This is a genomic window from Herbaspirillum sp. Sphag64 (genome assembly GCF_014192645.1).
GTDB lineage: Bacteria > Pseudomonadota > Gammaproteobacteria > Burkholderiales > Burkholderiaceae_D > Herbaspirillum.
Genome location: NZ_JACHYE010000001.1, coordinates 146,116 through 164,742, shown reverse-complemented (window position 1 = coordinate 164,742; position 18,627 = coordinate 146,116). Strand labels below are relative to the sequence as shown.

Sequence of the window (18,627 nt, the reverse complement as noted above, 5' to 3'; positions counted from 1 at the left end):
CAGCGTGGCAAGTCAGTATCATCTGACGCGTTACAATCTGCGCTATAAGACAACGTAGCCGTCCATATGGGGACGCACTGCGTGGTGTCAACCTGTGATTTTACCGCTGCTTCCATGAATTCTTCACTGCCCCTTGATTTACCTGCTGGCAATTCTGATCATTTTGGCAATCAAATGTCCCTGTGTGAGCTGCGTCGCGCAGCCTTGCACTGGTTGATTCAAACCGATTGCACAACCAAGGTCGCTGGTGTTACCCAATTGAGGCAATCCTGGCAAGCTGGTCAGGTTGCGCTAGAGATCTCTGCCATTCTGTGTGCCGAAGCTCCGGTTCCCGGTCGTCCGGCACGGCCGGAGCTGGTGGCGCCAGGGCAGGTAACTTCGCGCTCCATGCGCACTGACGAAGGCCGCGCGGCCTTGATCCATGCCTTGGCGCATATTGAATTCAATGCCATTAATCTGGCGCTGGATGCCATCTGGCGCTTTCCCGACATGCCGCGAGCATATTATGCAGACTGGCTACAGGTGGCGGCAGAAGAGGCGTATCACTTTTCATTACTGGATGGCCATCTGCAGACGTTGGGCTTTGTCTATGGTGCATTCCCTGCCCACAATAGCTTGTGGGAAATGGCCGAGAAAACCAGTGGCGATATTCTGGCCCGGATTGCCCTGGTGCCCCGCACGATGGAGGCACGTGGGCTGGACGCTGCACCGCCGGTGCGCAACAAGCTGGCACAGGCCGGTGACCACGCAGCGGCAGCGATTCTTGACATCATCCTGCGTGATGAAATTGGTCATGTTGCCATCGGTAACCGCTGGTATGGCTGGTTGTGCGCGCAGCGCCAGCTCGATCCGATTGTGACCTTTGCAATGCTGACGCAGCAATTCAAGGCGCCAGTCTTGCGTGGACCTTTCAATCTGCCAGCACGTCGCGCGGCTGGATTTACTGAAGCAGAGCTGGCGTTGATGTAGCGGTTGGTGGCACAGGCTGGAATACCTTCTTGCTGGCGCGGTAGATTTCTTCAATCACGCGCACCTGGATGCGCGAATCCAGCGCCAGTGCCACATGACCAATACCGCTGACCGCAACGTTCTCAGCACCCGGAAGGTGCGAGGATATCTGCGGTGAGACGATATTATCGTGATGCGAATACAGCGACAGAATCATGCCACGGGTATCCGCATTCTCGGTGGCCGCAAGTTTTTGCAGCCATTCGCTGCTACTGCCTTCTTCGGCCCGGCCAAGCCAGTTCATTTCTCCGCAGTTGATACCGATCCCGAAGTTGGCAATCGTGGTGCCGTGATGTGGTGTGCCCAGTGTGATGGCGCGGGCGATGTTGGCATGGCCATGGTCGCGCAGATAGGCGCGTGCAGCGAGCCCACCCATGCTGTGGGCGACGATGATGATCTTGTCCTGGCCGCTTTCCAGCAACAGTCGTTGTACTGCCTCGTGCACCAGTGGGGCATAGCCATCAATGCTGCCGAAGACGGGCTCCATATCCACCGCATAATGGGTGATATGTGCTTCATCGAGTGCCTCGCTCATCCAGTGCCAGTAACCGCTGTTGCAGCCATAACCGTGAATCAGCAAGACCGGCAGGGCAGTGGTATCGGTGTGAATGCGCTTGTCGAAACGCTGGAACGGCATGCCCCAGGAGGAGCACAACATGGTGGCGCAGAATTCACCTGCAAATAGTCGAAAAATACCAGGCCAGGTCAGTTCAGGTGTATGGGGGGATTTGGCACGATTGGGCCAGGTCAGCATGAAGCTGTTGGCGGTAATTGAGGCACGCAGCAGGGCTACCAGTAGTAGTCCTGCAATGATGGCGAGCACTACGCCGGTAATGTGCAGTCTGACCAGTGCGACGGCGCAGACAAAGGCAATGCCAAATTGAATCAGCAGCAAGGTTCTGGCAATGCGAGCGATCATGCGTTGGGCCTCTCTGATAGGGGGGGGATTGGTGGCTGCGCAGGTGTTGGTGTCAGCCAGTTAGCCGTTCAACTTAGCAGCCTTGTGTGACCTGCGCATGGCATGGACGCCAAAGCAGGCTTTATTGTTCCCTTTTCCCGCGTTCCAGGTCAACCAGCCGGGTGCCGGCAAGTCGGTCGTGCAGGAACTGGCGCTGTGGATCGGTGAAGGTCAGTGCTGCCCAGACAACGACGTTGGCGAGCGGAATAGTCACCAGCGTCCACCCTTGGGCGTGCAGTGCCCACGCCAATGCCAGTCCGGGCAAGCACCAGAGCCAGCTCAGCAGAAAGCGCAGCAGCGCCCGGCCGGCAGTGACCGGGTTGCCATCCTTGTGTAGCAATCGAATGCGCCAGGTCTTCATAGCCAGCGTCTGGCCGCCATGGCACCAGAACCAGATGAAATACACGCCCAGAATCACAAACAACCAACTCTCAAGTGCATGACGCAGGTAGAGCGCATGGCGTTGCTGCAACAGTGTAGAAAACAGCCAGGCGGCGATGAACAAGACGCCAAATAGCAATGTCGATTCATACACCGTGCTACAAAAGCGACGCATCAATGTAGGCGCTGGCCCCGGGAAAGACTGCACAGACGGCACGTTGTTACTGAGACTGGCAGGAGATGTGCGGGAACTGGTCATGGCGAACTCAACACGCGATGGAGTCAATGGAATGTCGCCGCATGATACCTGATGCATTCGCTGCACAGCGAAGTAAAAACGCTCTGCCGGCAGGTGCGGGCAGAGCGTTGTGGTAAAGGCGTCGGTTGGCAGCTTCCGCTATTTGGTTTCGGTCGGTATTGTCACTGGCGCTGCTGGTGTGCCTGGATTGGTGCTCAGGGGTTGTTCCAGCGCTTCAGGCGGCAATGATGCCTTCAAAGGTGCCTTGGGACGGGCTGTCGGAATGCTCGCCACATGCTTGGGCGGCTTGCTCTCAGCGAGTTTCTTTTTCTGTTCGTCTGAAAGTTGTTGATATTGCAGCCACTGTGCCGATTTTTTCTCGGCATTGAGCTTCTTGGCGCGTGCATAACTTTCGCGAATGGCACGACGCTGTGCTGGCGTCAGCTTGATCCATTCCCGCATGCGTTCTTGCAGGCGAGACTGTTGCTCCGGTGTCATGCTGGCGAATTTATTGCCGATGACCAGCCATTTTTCCTTGCGGCCGGACTCCATCTTGTTCCATTCGTTTGCCAGTGGAGCCAGTGCCTGCTGCTGCGATGGTGTTAGCTCATTCCAGGTTGGCTTGCTCTCCGGCTTTTTTGCCGCTGCTTTGGATGGAGTTGTGGAATGCGCTGACGCTGCGGGTCCTTGCGCCCAGCTAGTGACACTGACAAGTGCAACCAGCATGCTCAGCGTAGCAACGCACAGGCAAACGCTCCGGCGCGAGGCATTGCGCAAAAAAGTCAGGATGAACCCCATTGACTACTCGCCTTGCTGCGCCAGGAAGGCGTCAAAACCGTGGTCCAGATAGGCCGAGAGTGGTAATTCGTCTGACAACACACCTGCATCAATTTCTGCCAGATCGCTGATGCGTTGCTGGTGTTCGTATTGATATAGCCCGGCAAAAAGCAAGACGCCGGCGAGCAATGGGATGGCGACACCCAGGCGACCCAACCACGACCATGGCGCAGGCGACAGCGTACCTCCGGTGTTGCCGGCCAGTACAAAATGCGGTGCGACGGCGCGTATCGGCGTGGTCGGGTTTTTTTTGCGTGCCAAGGCGACCCGACGCGCTTCAGTCAGACTTTGAGTGGTCGATTCAGGCAGATTTTCCAGGTTGGCGTCCAAAGCACGCTTAACCCGGTAGGCAAATTCCAATTCCTTGTTCATAAACTGATTCCTTTCGCTCTGAGCGCTTGCGCCAGAGCATGCGTTGCACGAGAGCAGTGCGTCTTTACGCTGCCTTCGGAGCATCCCATGGCAGCGGCTGTCTCTGCGACATCCATGTCCTGCCAATAACGCATGAGGAAAGCTTCCCGTTGACGGGTCGGCAGTTTTTGTACTTCGGCGTCGATCAGGGCCAGGGTTTGTTCACGTTCTACCTTGTCTGCGCTGGACTCTGCAGCCTCGGATCCAATTTCGGACTCGTAGCTTTCCAGCAAGTCAAAGTCTTCCTGCGAGGAATTGTCGCGTCCCATGCTGGAAAAAAGGCTGACCCAGGTGGTTCTTACCTTTTCCCGACGAAAAAAATCGTGAATTGTATTTTGCAGGATGCGCTGAAACAGAAGTGGCAACTCGTCGGCCGGCTTGTCACCGTATTTCTCGGCCAGCTTGATCATTGCATCTTGAACAATATCGAGCGCAGCCTCATCCTTGCGTACCGCATAGACGGCCTGTTTGAAGGCGCGGCGTTCGACATTTTCGAGAAAATCGGAGAGTTCTTTGTCAGTTGCCATGCAGTACGGCTGTTTGGAGGCGAGCCGGGAATAGATGAATCAAAAGCATTTCCGCAACATCGTGGCGATGTAGGGATTTGTAACAAGAGCGCATGCTAGCAAAAAAGCCAAAGTTTGTGGTGGTGTTTGTCGAAAACTGGCGAGAATAAGGCTTATTTCCTGACGATGTCATGAATTTTGCTTGACCAAAATGACACGACGCATTAACGTGTCAATCCGCTTCATTAACATGAAGTTGCCAAGCTTTCGTTGTTGCCACCCATAATGCGGTAACTGACTGAAAGTGCGCTTTATTTAAAGCTTGTTTGTTCTAACCCGCGCCACAAGCGCGAGAGATTGTTAAGGTTGTCTTGTAGCAAGGCTGAACGAGTCGCGTTGAGCGCCATTTTGATCCTCACTACGGTTGAGGGGCAGAAATGACGTGACCGCACAAGGAAGGGATGCCAGAGCAAGCAAGTCAATCGGGGCAGTTTCGGCAGGAGAGAACATCCGATCAATCTCCAATGGACCTTGAAAGGAAGTAGTAATGAGTGCAGAAATTCTCACCGGCGCGGAGATTCTCGTCCGTTGCCTGGCTGAAGAGGGTGTTGAACACGTCTTCGGCTATCCTGGTGGCGCCGTCTTATATATTTACGACGCTATCTTCAAGCAAGATAAATTCCAACATATTCTGGTCCGTCATGAGCAGGCTGCAGTGCATGCAGCCGATGCGTATTCGCGCAGCTCGGAAAAAGTCGGCGTCTGTATCGTCACCTCCGGCCCTGGTGTTACCAATGCGGTAACCGGTCTGGCCACGGCGTACATGGACTCGATTCCGATGATTGTGATTTCGGGCCAGGTACCGTCGACCGCCATTGGTCAGGACGCTTTCCAGGAATGTGACACCGTCGGTATTACTCGACCATGTGTGAAACACAATTTCCTGGTCAAGGATGTCAAAGACCTGGCCGAGACGATGAAGAAGGCTTTCTACATCGCCACTACCGGCCGTCCAGGCCCAGTACTGGTGGATATTCCCAAAGACATTTCCATGCATACCTGTGCTTTCTCGTATCCGAAAGCCGTGGAAATGCGTTCCTACAAGCCGGTCGACAAGGGCCACTCTGGCCAGATCCGCAAAGCGCTGCAACTGTTGCTGAGTGCAGAGCGTCCGATGATCTATACAGGCGGTGGCATCATTCTGGCCAATGCGGCGCCAGAACTGAACAAGCTGGTTGATCGTCTGGGCTTCCCATGCACCAACACACTGATGGGACTTGGTGGTTACCGTTCCACCAGTGACAAATTTGTCGGCATGCCTGGCATGCATGGTACCTATGAAGCCAATATGGCCATGCAGCACAGTGACGTGCTGATCGCTATCGGTGCCCGTTTCGATGACCGCGTGATTGGTAATCCCAAGCACTTTGCGTCGCATGCGCGCAAGATCATTCACATTGATATCGATCCATCGTCGATTTCCAAGCGCGTCAAGGTCGATATTCCGATCGTCGGCAACGTCAAGGACGTGCTGCAGGAATTACTGGCCCAACTCGATGTGACCGAAACCAAGCCGAACGCCGCTGCGCTAGACAACTGGTGGAAGCAGATCAATCAATGGCGCGAGCGCGACTGCCTGAAGTTTGCGACCTCCGACGAATTCATCAAGCCGCAATCAGTGATCCAGAAGGTCTGGGACATCACCAAGGGCGATGCCTTCATTACTTCTGACGTCGGTCAGCATCAGATGTGGGCTGCACAATACTATGGTTTCGACAAGCCACGGCGCTGGATCAATTCCGGTGGTCTCGGCACCATGGGTGTGGGCTTGCCATACGCGATGGGTGTGCAAAAGGCCAATCCTGATGCCACCGTTGCCTGTATCACAGGCGAAGCATCGATCCAGATGTGCATCCAGGAACTGGCAACTTGCAAACAGTACCACCTGACGCCCAAGATCATTCTGCTCAACAATCGCTTCCTGGGTATGGTGCGTCAATGGCAGCAGATTGATTATGGCTCGCGCTACTCGGAGTCCTATATGGATTCCTTGCCTGACTTCACCAAACTGGCTGAGTCCTTTGGCCACGTTGGCATGAAGATCGAAAAGCCGGGCGATGTTGATGGTGCCTTGCGTGATGCTTTCGGCATGAAAGACAAGCTGGTCTTCATGAACTTCATTACAGATCAAACTGAAAACGTCTGGCCGATGGTCAAGGCGGGTAAGGGTTTGACTGAAATGCTCTTGGGTTCGGAGGATCTGTAATCATGCGCCATATCGTTTCTGTATTGCTGGAAAATGAAGCCGGTGCGCTGTCACGCGTGGTAGGGCTGTTCTCCGCCCGCGGCTACAACATTGAAACACTGACCGTTGCACCGACTGAAGATGCAACCCTGTCACGCATGACCATCGTGACCAGTGGCTCTGATGATGTGATTGAGCAAATCACCAAGCATTTGAATCGCCTCATCGAGGTGGTGAAGGTGGTGGATCTGACCGAAGGCGCTCACATTGAGCGTGAACTGATGTTGATCAAGGTACGTGCCGTTGGCAAGGAGCGTGAAGAGATGAAGCGGACCGCGGATATTTTCCGTGGCCGTATCATTGATGTCACCGAAAAGACCTACACCATCGAATTGACTGGCAACAAGGGCAAGCTGGACGCGTTCATCGATTCGATCGACCGTGCAGCCATTCTTGAAACCGTTCGTACCGGCGGCTCCGGTATTGGTCGCGGCGAACGGATTCTGAAGATCTGACGCGCCATTAGCCATCATTTGCGTTGCTGTTTTGCAATTCAACATTACTCAAAATTATTCAAATTAGGAAAAATCATGAAAGTTTTTTACGATAAAGACGCCGACCTGTCCCTGATCAAGAACAAGAACGTCACCATCATCGGTTACGGTTCGCAAGGTCACGCTCATGCGCTGAACCTGAAAGACTCCGGTTGTAAGGTTACCGTTGGTCTGCGCAAGGATGGCGCATCCTGGAACAAGGCCAAGAACGCCGGTCTGAACGTCGCTGAAGTTAATGACGCCGTCAAGAGCGCTGATGTTGTCATGATTTTGCTGCCAGACGAAAACATCGCTCAGGTCTACGCAGAAAACGTCGCACCATACGCCAAGCAAGGCGCCACACTGGCATTTGCACACGGTTTCAACGTGCACTACGGTCAAGTCATTCCACGTGCTGATCTGGACGTCATCATGATCGCCCCGAAGGCACCTGGTCATACCGTGCGTGCAACGTACACCCAAGGTGGCGGTGTACCGCACCTGATCGCTGTGTACCAAGACAAGTCCGGTACCGCCCGTGATATCGCGCTGTCGTACGCAACCGCAAACGGTGGTGGCCGTGCTGGCATCATCGAAACCAACTTCCGCGAAGAAACTGAAACCGACCTGTTCGGCGAACAAGCTGTTCTGTGCGGTGGTACCGTTGAACTGATCAAAGCTGGTTTCGAAACACTGGTCGAAGCTGGTTACGCGCCTGAAATGGCTTACTTCGAATGCTTGCACGAACTGAAGCTGATCGTTGACCTGATCTATGAAGGCGGTATCGCCAACATGAACTACTCGATCTCGAACAACGCTGAATACGGTGAATATGTCACTGGTCCACGCGTGATCACCGAAGAAACCAAGAAGGTCATGAAGAAGGTGCTGACCGACATTCAGACTGGTGAATACGCCAAGAGCTTCATCCTGGAAAACAAGGCTGGTGCACCAACCCTGCAATCGCGTCGTCGCTTGAACGCCGAACATCAAATTGAAGTTGTGGGCGACAAGCTGCGCGCCATGATGCCATGGATCAAGGCTAACAAGATGGTTGACCAGTCGAAGAACTAAGACCAACTATCTTCGCCATCGGTAGCATCATGACAGGACACGCAAGTATGCGTGCCCTGACTAAAAAGGACGCGTAAGCGTCCTTTTTATTTAGTGCTTGTTACCAGGCAAACGACTCCAATTTCGAACCAAATCTGTCGTCATCGCGTCAAAAATTGCAAACTCGTTAAAGGCTCGCGAGTAGAGGATCCTATTATCTGATGCAATATTTATTTCTGGAGAGTTTCATGACGCCAATTCGTAGTCTTCCTGCCTTCTTGATCAGCTGTGCATTACTCTGTTCCAGCTTCGCTGCCAACGCGCAATCAATCCAGACCAGCGGCGCTCAATTGGTGGTGCCTGCCAACGCTGAAATCACGCTGCCCAACGATCAGGCACATGTCACGCTGACAGTGCAGGAGCAGGATAAGGATCAGGCGACCGCCGCCTCTCGCGTCAATCAGAAAATGAAGCAGGGGATCGATATTGTCAAACGACAAGACCCTCAGGCGCAGTTGAGAACCCGAGGCTACTTTACCTATGCGGTCTACGCTGATGATGCCCAACACAATAACAACAATAGCAATAAGCCACGTGCCATCGTTGGCTGGCGCGTCGGTCAGACGCTCGAAGTTACCACCACCAATCTTCAAGGCTTGCCAAAAACCGTCGCCGCAGCACAGAGTGTGATGGCGCTCAATGGCCTGGATTTTGGGTTGACGCCAGCCAGCAGCAAAAAGCTTGATGATGCTCTCATTGATGCCACTTATCGCAACCTCAATGAGAGGATTGTGTCGATTGCACGCACCATGGGCCGTAATCCCGCCGACATTTCCGTCGATACACTCGATTTTGAAGGTTCCGGCAACTTTGTCGCCGCCCCCAAAGCGATGATGATGCGTGCTGCTGCAGTACCAGAGGCTGTTGCCGAGCCTAGCTTCGAGCCGGGCGAGTCGACTTTGAGCATGCGCCTGGTCGCAAGATTGCGCATCAAGTAAGGGTATGACTTGCGAAGGGGTTCGCGCTAAAATGCTGGCTGGTCAAAAATAAGCTGTTATAAGCTGATTCTCAATAAAACCTGCACTTTCTCGCCTCTGTGTGGAACAAGCGGACCGCCGTTGCCGGCTTGTTCCCTGTCCGGATTCTTGGTCCGCTAAAAGTCCGTTGACGGCAAGCGCCGCACGTTACATTTGTCGGGCGCTCGTCTAGAATATGCACGCTTTAGCCATTTGAATGCAGTTGAAGCCAATTGACCTCAATTGAACCCTTTGCAACCTCTCGTCGACTATCGGAGCAACGTTGAACAATCATTATCCTCATCCCATTATTGCCCGCGAAGGTTGGCCTTTTCTGAGCATCGCTATCGTTGTCGCCATCGTCGTCACACTGATAGGCGGTGCTTGGTCGATTCCTTTCTGGATCATCGCCTTGTTTGTACTGCAGTTTTTCCGTGATCCACCACGTACCATTCCACAAAATCCAAACGCTGTTCTGTCTCCGGCAGATGGTCGCATCGTCGTCGTGGCCAAGGCGCATGATCCCTACACCAATCGTGAAGCGCTCAAGATCAGTGTGTTCATGAACGTATTCAATGTCCACTCTAACCGTGCACCGGTCGACGGCAAGATTGAAACGGTGCAGTATTTTCCCGGCAAATTCGTCAATGCCGATCTCGACAAGGCTTCGCTGGAGAACGAGCGCAATGCATTGGCCATTACCGCTGCCAATGGTCAGAGCGTTACGTGCGTGCAGGTTGCCGGTCTGATTGCGCGCCGTATCCTGTGCTATGTCAAGGCTGGTGATGTGCTGGCGCGTGGTCAGCGTTATGGCTTCATTCGTTTCGGTTCACGCGTGGACGTGTATTTGCCGCTGACCGCAACTCCTAAGGTCAGTGTCGGTGAGAAGGTATCGGCGACAGAAACTATCCTGGCTGAATTCTGAGCACGCCAGCATCACTGAGACGGACTTCCCATGGCAACTTTTCGCAGACGTAAAAACAAGGCAATCGCTTTCCCTAAAACCTTGCGTGGCCCCAAGTCTCCGGCTTATCCGGGGCATCTTGATGAGGTCGATGATATTGACGAGATTGTGGTAGGTCGCCCACGTCGCTCGCGTGGCATTTACCTGCTACCGAACGCGTTTACGACTGCGGCCCTGTTTTGCGGTTTTTACGCCATCGTCATGGCAATGAACCTGAAGTTCGATCACGCCTCCATCGCTATTTTCGTCGCAATGGTGCTGGATAGTCTGGATGGCCGGGTGGCGCGCATGACCAATACGCAGAGTGAATTCGGAGCGCAGTACGACAGCCTGTCCGATATGGTGTCGTTTGGCGCAGCACCGGCGCTGGTGGTCTATGAGTGGTCTCTGCGTGGGATGGGCAAACTGGGCTGGCTGGCAGCATTTGTCTATTGTGCAGGCGGGGCACTGCGGCTGGCGCGTTTCAATACCAATATCGCAGTGGTCGACAAACGATACTTCCAGGGCTTGCCAAGCCCTGCAGCAGCAGCGCTGGTGGCTGGATTTGTGTGGCTCATGGATGATCTGCGCTTTGCTGGTACCGATCTGAGTTGGGCATCCTGGATCATTACCCTGTATGCAGGCGTCACCATGGTGACCAATGTACCGTTCTATAGTTTCAAGGATGTCAACTTCCGCAAGCCGGTGCCTTTTATCGCGGCATTGCTAGTCGTCGTTGCGCTGGTTGCCATCTCCAGCGACCCGTCCAAGGTCCTGTTCGGACTGTTTGTGCTCTATGGCCTCTCCGGCTACATCGTTTATGCCTGGCGTAAGATCAAAGGCAAACCTGTCAGTATTGTGCAAACCGAATACGAAGAAAAATAGTTGCTTGATTAAAACGTTGCTGCGGTGCGATGTGGCTTTCTCGCAGCGGCATATTGTGCGATTTTTTGCTATATTTTCTCTTGTATTGTCTGCGTGAAATGAACTTGTCAGACTGGCATCGGAAATCATCACCGTTGCTGCTAATCTACAAGTCAGGTTCCTCGCTGGTTAGCTTGAAAGGTCCAGGGCTGTCATGGCTATCGGAATCAACAATTCGGTTACTGCCATTGTCCCCGCGGTCAATGGCAATGCGACGCCGGTCGTTGACGTTGGCGATGGCCCAGGCTCGCTTAATGCTCTGGTTGCCTTGTCCGATACCCGCTCGGTGGTGGTCAATCTGACCGGTGAGCCGCGTGGTGGCGTGACTTACAGCGCCTCCGGACTATTGAGCGAGCTGTCTCAGACTGCAGTTCCCAGTGCTTCCCCTGCTGAGAAAGTCCGCTCTGATACTGGCTCGTCGACTACCGCCGCGGTCATACCATTATTGCCAGGTCAGTCCGCTGCACCTGCATTCCCGGGGATGCACATCAGTGATGATTTTTATGACAACACGGGTGCACTGACGCCAAGCCGAAGCGCGCCTGTAGCTATTCCCGAAGAGTTGCAAGTACACTTCAGCGGTGCGGGGGCAGGAACTGGTGGTGCCGTTGCGGTATCGCACGTTACAGCGGGCAGTGGCGTTGGAATTGCCACCAAGGCTTGATACGCTCGCTAATCTGCTCTCACTTCGCGCTGCATAATGACATCGGCGATATGCGCCCGAAGGGCGTCATCGTTTGCGATCCGCTCACTGATACGATGATCGACACCGGGCAGATCCATCACGCGTACGCTACTGGCCCGGCCTGCTGCTTGTGCCAGCAAATCGGCAATCTCAAATGGAATCACACTATCTTCCAGCGCACGGATCAAGGTCAGTGCACCCCGAAAGTGCGCGATCATTTCTAGTGTCTCGGCTGAACGCCAGCTTTGTGGCCGGCGAATCGCTGCCGAAAAATCAGGCCCAAATGGCAGGCTGAATGCATCGCCGGCATAGATGGCCCCCACCATCAATACCAGATGTTGAATTTGTCCCGGGTGGGCATATGCCAGCCGAATGGCAATTTCGCCGCTCATGCTGGTGCCCACAACGGTATGCAACTGTTGTTGATGATTGATATGGTGAAGCACAGCGCTCGCCTGCAGCAGACGTTTTTCCAGCGAACCGGGTGCATTGGCACTGCTTTCACCGTGCCCGGAAAAGTCAAAGGCGGCACTGCTCACACCTTGTTGCAGCAATAATTCCCGCAAGCGCCGCTGGCGCAGCCGGTTCCCTGAGCCGGCGCCATGCAACAGCAAGACCTGTACCGTAGCGCTATCACCGAGCAGGTCGCCGATTAAGGTTTCTTCGCCAACTACCAGCGAAAAGGGCGTTTCACTCATCCCTGCGGCTGGCGACGCTCGTGCGTGGGGATCGCCGCGTAGAAGGCACGTTTGTCTTCATACATCTGCGCATCGGCCAGCTGTACCGCACTTTCCAGGCGCTGCCCCGCGTAGCAGGTAGAGCAACCCATCGACAAGTTTAGTGGTGTTCCAGAGTAATACTGGTTGTTGATATCGATCAGGCTACGGATGTTTTCCATGATGGCAACGGCAACACGCTCATCGGTCGCTGGCAGCAGGATGGCAAATTCGTCACCACCAATACGCGCCGCATGGGCCGGTTTGTCAATCGCCTTGCCGAGCACTTCGCCAACTCTGCGCAGCAAGGCATCGCCAGCGGCATGACCGAGCTGGTCATTGACTTCCTTGAGGCCATTGAGATCGGCCATAATGACGCTGACCGGGAATGGCCCTTTGCGTTCGAGTCGGTTCATTTCATCGACCATGAAAGCGCGGTTATGCAGCTTGGTCAGTTCGTCGTGCTTGCCGAGAAACTCCAGATACGCTTCCGCTTTTTTGCGGGCCGTGATGTCGGTCAGCGCAACCAGCACCAGACTCCAGTCATGCTCGTGGCCGGGAAACACGGAAAACTGCAAATGCACATGCAATTGATCGCCCGACAGAGCGTAGTTGACCACCTCGCGCTGATGGAACAGATTGCCCTGCCACAGTTCACCCAGCTGTGCACTGAAATGCGGACGCATATCGTCACGAAACACTTCCCCCAGCCGTGATAGCAGGTTCTGTTTACTCTCTGCCGCAAACATCGTCAGTGTTTGCTGATTCACATCAATGACGCGAATCTCCTGCATGCAGCGCTCCACAAACTCCGGATGGACGTCGGTAAAGGTGCGGAAGTCGGTAATGCCAATCTTGCGCAGATCGTCGAACAGATTTTTGACGTGGCTGAAATCTTCGACCCATAGCGAGATCGGAGAGTATTCAAACAGGCCGCGTGCATAGTTTTCGCTGGCTTCGAGCTTGCGCAGGGCTGATTCACGGGAAGTGACGTCCTCGATAGTCAGTAACACGCGTGACCAGGTATCCTCGTATCCCGGTAGGATACGGGCATTGAGCTGAATATCGATACGTTTGCCAGACAAGGTGTAATTGACGGTCCTGCTGGAAAACGCCGTGTTGCCGTTCCACATCTGCTGTAGCTCATCGATGTGCTGATCCAGCATGTCATCCCGGAACACCTTGCCAAGATTGGCCTCCAGATGTTCCTGGCTGTCTGCCTCAAACAGTTCGAGTGTCTTTTGGTTGACTTTGATGACACGGATTTCCATGGTGCAAGCATGCACCCGGGCGAGATCTTCCAGCAAAAACGCACGCAAGTCGCTCACACCCTGTGCGCGCCATTGTTCAAGCAATTGCTTCAAACCGCTGTAATCCTCCAGCCACATGGATGCTGGCGCTAATTCAAACATATCGATTCCGAGCAAGTCGGGATTGCGCGTACCGGTTGCGCCTGCGTGGTGGCTTTGATTCTGCATGATCAAGGTTAAAAAGGAGACCCGTAAGTGTAAACCGATTCTGGGTCTCGCTTCCTGTCTGAGCGCCGCGCGCGCCAAATTTGTCGTGATTCCGCTCAGGACTGTCGCATCTGCCAGACGCGCCATGCTCTGCGCAGCGGACCCGCCGCTAGGCGGCCCAGCAGGGCCAGCGACACCATTCCTGCACGGGGTGGCGCATAGTAGAGTAGTTCGCAGTCCTGTTCGGCCGCTATGTGCAGCCAACCGCACTCGATCAGCTGACAATGTTCTTCCGCCTGCAGGGTGGTTTGCCAGATTGGTAGCCAGCTCGGATTCCAGCGCGCAACCGATTGCAGGCGAACGCGCCCGGAAATGACCATGATCATGGCATCACGACCGGTCCACAAGCGATAAGTCTGACCGCTACGGAGCCGGAGTCGGGCGGGAGTCGAAGGGGAGTCAGTGGTTGGGCGCATGAGAGGTTCCCTGTTGTGTTGAGGTAGGGATAGTCTAGGCAGAGCAGGTTGAGCAAAACAGATACAACCATCGTTGATGTGCATCGAAACAGTGGTATTTTTATGAATCTGTTATCGTATAAATTCGTGAATTCTGTATCTGTTTTGCCTATGCCTACTGCGCGAAGATCACTCCATGGAACACTCAACGCCCCCCATCTATACGCCCGCTGACAGCAGTCCGACATCGTTATCGTCATCAGCGCTGGCATTGCCGTCTAGTGAATCATTGATCTATCGCCGTCTGGCCGAGCACTATCTGTCGGCTATTCATGCTGGAACGTTGGCACCTGGCGCGCGTATGCCGTCAGTACGCGAGCTGATGCGACTGCATCAGGTGAGTTTGTCGACTGCCTTGCAAAGTCTGCGTCATCTCGAGACCGGTGGCTGGCTGGAAGCGCGCCCGCGTTCCGGTTACTTCGTGCGCCAGCCCAGACGCGCGAGTCTGCGACCGATGGATGAGCCAAATTTCTCGCGACCACTGGATTCAGCGCAATTCGTCGGTATTCACGAACAGGTTTCTGAATTCATCTCGCGGCGTCAGCAAAAGCCGCCGGCCATTGATCTCAGTGGAATGACCTGCGCCCCCGAGCTGTACGCCGCTGATGCGCTTAAGACTGCTGCCATGCGCGCCTTGCGCGATAATCCCTTGCTGCTCACCAGCGTCATGCCGACCAACGGTAATCCGCAATTCAGGCAGGTCGTCGCCCGTCGTGCGCTGGATAACGGCGTGCGTATCAGTGCTGACGAAGTGGTCGTTACGCATGGTTGTATTGAAGCGCTCAATCTGGCCCTGCGCGCGGTTGCCAATGCCGGGGATACCATCGCGGTCGAGTCACCAACCTATTTTGGCCTGTTGCAGACCCTGGAAAGCCTCGGCATGCGCGCACTGGAAATCCCAACCAGTCCGCAGGCTGGTATTTCCATTGAAGCGCTGCAACTGGCCTTCCAGACCCACGCCAATATCAAGGCGGTGGTGGTGGTACCAACCTTGCAGAATCCACTGGGCTGCATCATGTCGGATGTGCACAAGCAGCGTCTGGTCGAGGTGTGTGAGCAACATCACGTTGCGCTGATCGAGGATGATGCCTACAGCGAACTGACTGATACCGAGGTCCCACCAGCAGCAGCCAAGGCCTGGGACCGAAGCGGCAATGTGATCCATTGTGTGTCGCTCAACAAGGTCTTGGCGCCGGGCATGCGGCTGGGCTGGATCAGCAGTGGCAAGTGGCATGAGCGGGTCAAGATGCTGAAATTTGCCCATATGCGTGCCAGCGAAGAGTGGACCCAGATTACCGCCGCCAATTACATGGCGTCGCCAGCGTACGACCGACATTTGAGGCGACTACGCGCTACCCTCAAGCAGCAACGGGAGCAAATGTCCGAGGCCATTGCCGCTTACTTCCCGCAACAGACTCGTCTCAATCTGCCGCGCGGTGGCATAGGGCTGTGGATCGAGCTTCCTGATGGACTTTGCTCCAAGGCCTTGTTCAAGGCAGCGCTGGAGGAGGGCATCGGCTTGTCGCCCGGGATCATCTTTTCCAATTCGCACCGGTTTGACCATTATGTGCGACTTTCCTGTGGCAAGCCCTTCACGCGCGAGCTGGATCAGGCAATTCGTCGCTTGGGCATGCTGGTGACAAATTTGAAAAAATCCACCTGACGATGTCATGGCACACTGATCAGGATTTCCGGTTGCCAAGAGTCGAGCCGTTTTCATCCGCAAGTGTTACTATCACTTCAATAAATTTCTATTAAATTTAAGACTATTTTCTAATTTTTATTGAAAATAATTTGATGGAAATGGATTTGCGGTGTTCATGCATGCCCTGTTTCGGGTAATGCGAGTCCGCGCGTTTTAACTGGCTGGCCTCTCATTACAACAACAGGAAACTTGCATGCAGTCTTCCCCTTCAGCCGGTGCAGCCGAATCCAATTTTCTCCAGTTACTGGATCGTGCAGTTGGTCTGCACGCCAGTGGCCAGATCGCGCAGGCGATTGATATTTATCGATTGGTCCTGGCGCAAGAGCCGGCCCAGCCCATTGCACTGCACTTTCTTGGCATCGGCCTGCATCAGCAGGGTGACAGCAACGCTGGCATTGCCCATATCCAGCAGTCCTGCGCGCTGCAGCCTGACAATCCGGCCTGGTACAACGATCTGGGCAATGTTTTGTTCTCGCTAGGGCAGTTCGAACAGGCCAGTCAGGCTTATATCGATGCGCTGCAGTTGAATCCGCATGATTCTCAGATCTGGAACAACCTAGGCGCAGCGCAGCTGCAATGTCATGAGCAGGGTGCCGCCATCACCGCATTTGAACAGGCCGTGAAACTGGACCCTGAATTTGCGCCAGCGCTGATCCATCTCGGTAATATTTATGAAGCGCAGGGCGACAAGCTCACCAGTGCCGGTTATCAATGCCGCGCCTTCGTCTTGCCGCCACTGGAAGGAAAATCCAAGGAGATGCTAGGCATTTCCTTTTATTTTCTGGGGCGTCTGCAGGAAGCCGCAGCGATCTACCGGCTGTGGATGGAAGAAGAGCCTGACAATCCAATCGCCACCCACATGTACGCGGCCTGCTCGCAGACCGAGGTCCCCGAGCGCGCTTCCAACTCCTATATCGAACATTACTTTGATCGCTATGCAGAGACCTTCAATGCCACGCTGAACGACAATCTCGGCTATCGCGGTCCGGATCTCATGCGTGAAGGCTTGCGCGCCATTGCGACTGCGGCCAGACAGTACGATATTCTCGATCTGGGTTGTGGAACCGGCCTGTGTGCGCCCAAGGTGGCTGACTATGCACGCTCACTGATTGGCGTTGATCTATCGGCCAAGATGCTGGAGCAGGCACGGGTTCATGGTGGTTACGATCAATTGGTCAAGCAGGAAATCTGCGCCTACATGACCACCAAGTCTGCAGCCTTTGACATCATCCTGGCGGCCGATACCGTGATCTACTTTGGCGATCTACGTGCGGTGGTGGTGGCTGCTAGCAACGCCTTGCGCCCGGGTGGCTATCTGATTTTTACGATCGAAGCCGTCGAATCAGATACTCAGGCAATCGCAGAGGGATTTCACTTGCATGCCAGTGGTCGTTACCGGCATGCCAAAGATTATGTCGCCTCAACACTGGCGCAAGCAGGTCTGGTGGCGGTCAATATCGTCGATACCGTGCTGCGTGAAGAAATTCGCCGACCGGTGGCCGGCATGCTGGTCACTGCGCAGCGTCCACAATAACTCTTGGCAGCACGGTTATCAGGCTGTGCTGCCGGACAGCAGTGCCTGCACCGTTGCTGCATCTGGAACTGGCGCCACCGCACCATAGCCGGTAGTTGATAGTGCGGCTGCCACATTGGCGTAGCGGGCCGCCTCGAAAGGATCTGCCCCGGCAACCAGACGGGCGATAAAGGCACCACCAAAACAGTCTCCGGCGCCAGTCGCATCGATTGCCTCAACCGGGTAGGGAGCCACCAGACGGCGCTCGTTCGGTGTAGCGATATAGCAACCCTCCTGACCGAGTTTGAATGCCACCAGCTTGACACCATACTCGAGCAATTTGTCGATGATCGCATCACGGTCATCGAGCCCGGTCAGGGTGCTGATGTCATCCCAGCTCGGCAGGCAGATATCGCACATTGCAAAGGCTTCCGCCATCTTGATGCGCGCCCGCTCCAGCGGCCACAGACGCAGACGTAAATTGGTATCGAGCGAGGTCAATGTGCCATGTTGCCTGGCGTGCGCCATCGCCGTCAGTGCGCTGTCGCAGGCACTCTCGCTGATGGCCAGGCTGATGCCGGACAGATGCAGCACAGCCGCCTCGGCAATCATGTCCAGTGGTAATTGCGCTGGCGTATAACGACTCGCAGCAGAACCCTGACGCAGATAATTGAAATGATGCCCGGCAGCGTCGTGGGTAACAAAATACACACCCGTCATGTTGCCGGGCTGCACCGTTACTCCATGCGTATCGACACCTTCTGCGACCCACAGTGCCTGTAGTCGCTGGCCGCCAAGATCATCGCCGATGGCAGTAATATAGCCGCTATCGGCACCCTGACGTGCCGCCGCAATCGCAAAGTTGGAGGTGTCGCCACCGAAGCCTTCCAGGTAATAACGTGGATCATCCACACGCTGGTTGAACTCCAGCATGGCTTCGCCAAAGGCGAGGATTTTCTTGTTCTTCATGATGCGTCCGGTCG

At 54.7% G+C, this 18,627-nt stretch carries 19 protein-coding genes; 10 read left to right on the top strand and 9 right to left on the bottom strand.

Going from position 1 to position 18,627, the window contains the following annotated elements; all coding sequences use genetic code 11:
- Window positions 1-174: 174 nt before the first annotated feature.
- Window positions 175-969, top strand: coding sequence for a ferritin-like domain-containing protein (locus tag FHW66_RS00730; RefSeq protein ID WP_183378606.1), 795 nt, complete (start codon window positions 175-177; stop codon window positions 967-969).
- On the opposite strand, the gene FHW66_RS00725 is transcribed toward FHW66_RS00730, so the two are convergent.
- The 5 genes from FHW66_RS00725 to FHW66_RS00705 form a co-directional block, all read right to left on the bottom strand.
- The gene (locus FHW66_RS00725) at window positions 941-1,927 is read right to left on the bottom strand and encodes a triacylglycerol lipase (RefSeq protein WP_183377804.1); all 987 of its coding nucleotides are present in this window, start codon (window positions 1,925-1,927) and stop codon (window positions 941-943) included. The two genes, FHW66_RS00730 and FHW66_RS00725, sit on opposite strands and share 29 nt — an antisense overlap.
- Window positions 1,928-2,048: 121 nt before the next feature.
- Window positions 2,049-2,522, bottom strand: coding sequence for an RDD family protein (locus FHW66_RS00720; protein ID WP_183378605.1), 474 nt, complete (start codon window positions 2,520-2,522; stop codon window positions 2,049-2,051).
- A gap of 222 nt (window positions 2,523-2,744) precedes the next feature.
- A complete protein-coding gene (locus tag FHW66_RS00715) occupies window positions 2,745-3,383 on the bottom strand; it encodes a DUF3106 domain-containing protein (protein ID WP_183377803.1) in 639 nt (212 codons plus the stop codon).
- Window positions 3,384-3,386: 3 nt separating this feature from the next.
- Entirely contained in the window at window positions 3,387-3,794 is a 408-nt protein-coding gene (locus FHW66_RS00710) for a DUF3619 family protein (protein ID WP_183377802.1), read from the bottom strand.
- Window positions 3,791-4,360 carry an RNA polymerase sigma factor gene (locus FHW66_RS00705; protein WP_183377801.1) on the bottom strand — a complete coding sequence of 190 codons (570 nt, stop codon included), beginning with the start codon at window positions 4,358-4,360 and terminating at the stop codon, window positions 3,791-3,793. Before FHW66_RS00705 ends, FHW66_RS00710 begins: the two co-directional genes overlap by 4 nt.
- A gap of 526 nt (window positions 4,361-4,886) precedes the next feature.
- Between FHW66_RS00705 and FHW66_RS00700 the strand changes: the two genes are divergently transcribed.
- The 7 genes from FHW66_RS00700 to FHW66_RS00670 all read left to right on the top strand — a co-directional run bounded on the left by FHW66_RS00700 (window position 4,887) and on the right by FHW66_RS00670 (window position 11,717).
- A complete protein-coding gene (locus FHW66_RS00700) occupies window positions 4,887-6,605 on the top strand; it encodes an acetolactate synthase 3 catalytic subunit (protein ID WP_183377800.1) in 1,719 nt (572 codons plus the stop codon).
- A gap of 2 nt (window positions 6,606-6,607) precedes the next feature.
- Window positions 6,608-7,099 carry an acetolactate synthase small subunit gene (gene ilvN / locus FHW66_RS00695; RefSeq protein ID WP_183377799.1) on the top strand — a complete coding sequence of 164 codons (492 nt, stop codon included), beginning with the start codon at window positions 6,608-6,610 and terminating at the stop codon, window positions 7,097-7,099.
- 75 nt (window positions 7,100-7,174) lie between these two features.
- Window positions 7,175-8,191 (top strand): ketol-acid reductoisomerase, encoded by a 1,017-nt coding sequence (ilvC, locus tag FHW66_RS00690; protein ID WP_183377798.1) that lies wholly within the window; start codon window positions 7,175-7,177, stop codon window positions 8,189-8,191.
- Between the two features lie 227 nt (window positions 8,192-8,418).
- On the top strand, window positions 8,419-9,168 hold the full coding sequence (locus FHW66_RS00685; protein ID WP_183377797.1) for an SIMPL domain-containing protein: 750 nt from the start codon (window positions 8,419-8,421) through the stop codon (window positions 9,166-9,168).
- A 301-nt stretch (window positions 9,169-9,469) separates the two neighbouring features.
- Window positions 9,470-10,111: a phosphatidylserine decarboxylase gene (locus FHW66_RS00680; protein WP_183377796.1), complete on the top strand. Its 642-nt coding sequence runs from the start codon at window positions 9,470-9,472 to the stop codon at window positions 10,109-10,111.
- Window positions 10,112-10,141: 30 nt separating this feature from the next.
- Window positions 10,142-11,014 (top strand): CDP-diacylglycerol--serine O-phosphatidyltransferase, encoded by an 873-nt coding sequence (gene pssA / locus FHW66_RS00675; RefSeq protein WP_183377795.1) that lies wholly within the window; start codon window positions 10,142-10,144, stop codon window positions 11,012-11,014.
- A gap of 193 nt (window positions 11,015-11,207) precedes the next feature.
- Complete coding sequence (locus tag FHW66_RS00670; RefSeq protein WP_183377794.1) at window positions 11,208-11,717, top strand: hypothetical protein; 510 nt, start codon at window positions 11,208-11,210, stop codon at window positions 11,715-11,717.
- 8 nt (window positions 11,718-11,725) lie between these two features.
- Here the strand turns inward: FHW66_RS00670 and FHW66_RS00665 are convergent, their stop codons facing one another.
- From FHW66_RS00665 to FHW66_RS00655, 3 genes are all read right to left on the bottom strand, one after another.
- Window positions 11,726-12,436, bottom strand: coding sequence for an alpha/beta fold hydrolase (locus FHW66_RS00665; RefSeq protein WP_183377793.1), 711 nt, complete (start codon window positions 12,434-12,436; stop codon window positions 11,726-11,728).
- Complete coding sequence (locus FHW66_RS00660; protein ID WP_183377792.1) at window positions 12,433-13,932, bottom strand: diguanylate cyclase domain-containing protein; 1,500 nt, start codon at window positions 13,930-13,932, stop codon at window positions 12,433-12,435. Before FHW66_RS00660 ends, FHW66_RS00665 begins: the two co-directional genes overlap by 4 nt.
- Window positions 13,933-14,027: 95 nt before the next feature.
- Window positions 14,028-14,387 carry a hypothetical protein gene (locus FHW66_RS00655; protein ID WP_183377791.1) on the bottom strand — a complete coding sequence of 120 codons (360 nt, stop codon included), beginning with the start codon at window positions 14,385-14,387 and terminating at the stop codon, window positions 14,028-14,030.
- 175 nt (window positions 14,388-14,562) lie between these two features.
- On the opposite strand from FHW66_RS00655, the gene FHW66_RS00650 reads away from it, so the two are divergent.
- Both FHW66_RS00650 and FHW66_RS00645 read left to right on the top strand, forming a co-directional pair.
- On the top strand, window positions 14,563-16,089 hold the full coding sequence (locus tag FHW66_RS00650; protein WP_183377790.1) for a PLP-dependent aminotransferase family protein: 1,527 nt from the start codon (window positions 14,563-14,565) through the stop codon (window positions 16,087-16,089).
- Between the two features lie 235 nt (window positions 16,090-16,324).
- Window positions 16,325-17,665, top strand: coding sequence for a tetratricopeptide repeat protein (locus FHW66_RS00645; protein ID WP_183377789.1), 1,341 nt, complete (start codon window positions 16,325-16,327; stop codon window positions 17,663-17,665).
- A gap of 18 nt (window positions 17,666-17,683) precedes the next feature.
- Here the strand turns inward: FHW66_RS00645 and FHW66_RS00640 are convergent, their stop codons facing one another.
- Window positions 17,684-18,613: a sugar kinase gene (locus tag FHW66_RS00640; RefSeq protein ID WP_183377788.1), complete on the bottom strand. Its 930-nt coding sequence runs from the start codon at window positions 18,611-18,613 to the stop codon at window positions 17,684-17,686.
- Window positions 18,614-18,627 lie beyond the last annotated feature (14 nt).

Excerpts from the sequence above, each read along its gene's own strand:
- FHW66_RS00730 (WP_183378606.1), top strand. The coding sequence starts at position 175 with ATGTCCCTGTGTGAGCTGCGTCGCGCAGCCTTGCACTGGTTGATTCAA.
- FHW66_RS00725 (WP_183377804.1), bottom strand. The coding sequence starts at position 1,927 with ATGATCGCTCGCATTGCCAGAACCTTGCTGCTGATTCAATTTGGCATT.
- FHW66_RS00720 (WP_183378605.1), bottom strand. The coding sequence starts at position 2,522 with ATGCGTCGCTTTTGTAGCACGGTGTATGAATCGACATTGCTATTTGGC.
- FHW66_RS00715 (WP_183377803.1), bottom strand. The coding sequence starts at position 3,383 with ATGGGGTTCATCCTGACTTTTTTGCGCAATGCCTCGCGCCGGAGCGTT.
- FHW66_RS00710 (WP_183377802.1), bottom strand. The coding sequence starts at position 3,794 with ATGAACAAGGAATTGGAATTTGCCTACCGGGTTAAGCGTGCTTTGGAC.
- FHW66_RS00705 (WP_183377801.1), bottom strand. The coding sequence starts at position 4,360 with ATGGCAACTGACAAAGAACTCTCCGATTTTCTCGAAAATGTCGAACGC.
- FHW66_RS00700 (WP_183377800.1), top strand. The coding sequence starts at position 4,887 with ATGAGTGCAGAAATTCTCACCGGCGCGGAGATTCTCGTCCGTTGCCTG.
- ilvN (WP_183377799.1), top strand. The coding sequence starts at position 6,608 with ATGCGCCATATCGTTTCTGTATTGCTGGAAAATGAAGCCGGTGCGCTG.
- ilvC (WP_183377798.1), top strand. The coding sequence starts at position 7,175 with ATGAAAGTTTTTTACGATAAAGACGCCGACCTGTCCCTGATCAAGAAC.
- FHW66_RS00685 (WP_183377797.1), top strand. The coding sequence starts at position 8,419 with ATGACGCCAATTCGTAGTCTTCCTGCCTTCTTGATCAGCTGTGCATTA.
- pssA (WP_183377795.1), top strand. The coding sequence starts at position 10,142 with ATGGCAACTTTTCGCAGACGTAAAAACAAGGCAATCGCTTTCCCTAAA.
- FHW66_RS00670 (WP_183377794.1), top strand. The coding sequence starts at position 11,208 with ATGGCTATCGGAATCAACAATTCGGTTACTGCCATTGTCCCCGCGGTC.
- FHW66_RS00665 (WP_183377793.1), bottom strand. The coding sequence starts at position 12,436 with ATGAGTGAAACGCCCTTTTCGCTGGTAGTTGGCGAAGAAACCTTAATC.
- FHW66_RS00660 (WP_183377792.1), bottom strand. The coding sequence starts at position 13,932 with ATGCAGAATCAAAGCCACCACGCAGGCGCAACCGGTACGCGCAATCCC.
- FHW66_RS00655 (WP_183377791.1), bottom strand. The coding sequence starts at position 14,387 with ATGCGCCCAACCACTGACTCCCCTTCGACTCCCGCCCGACTCCGGCTC.
- FHW66_RS00650 (WP_183377790.1), top strand. The coding sequence starts at position 14,563 with ATGGAACACTCAACGCCCCCCATCTATACGCCCGCTGACAGCAGTCCG.
- FHW66_RS00645 (WP_183377789.1), top strand. The coding sequence starts at position 16,325 with ATGCAGTCTTCCCCTTCAGCCGGTGCAGCCGAATCCAATTTTCTCCAG.
- FHW66_RS00640 (WP_183377788.1), bottom strand. The coding sequence starts at position 18,613 with ATGAAGAACAAGAAAATCCTCGCCTTTGGCGAAGCCATGCTGGAGTTC.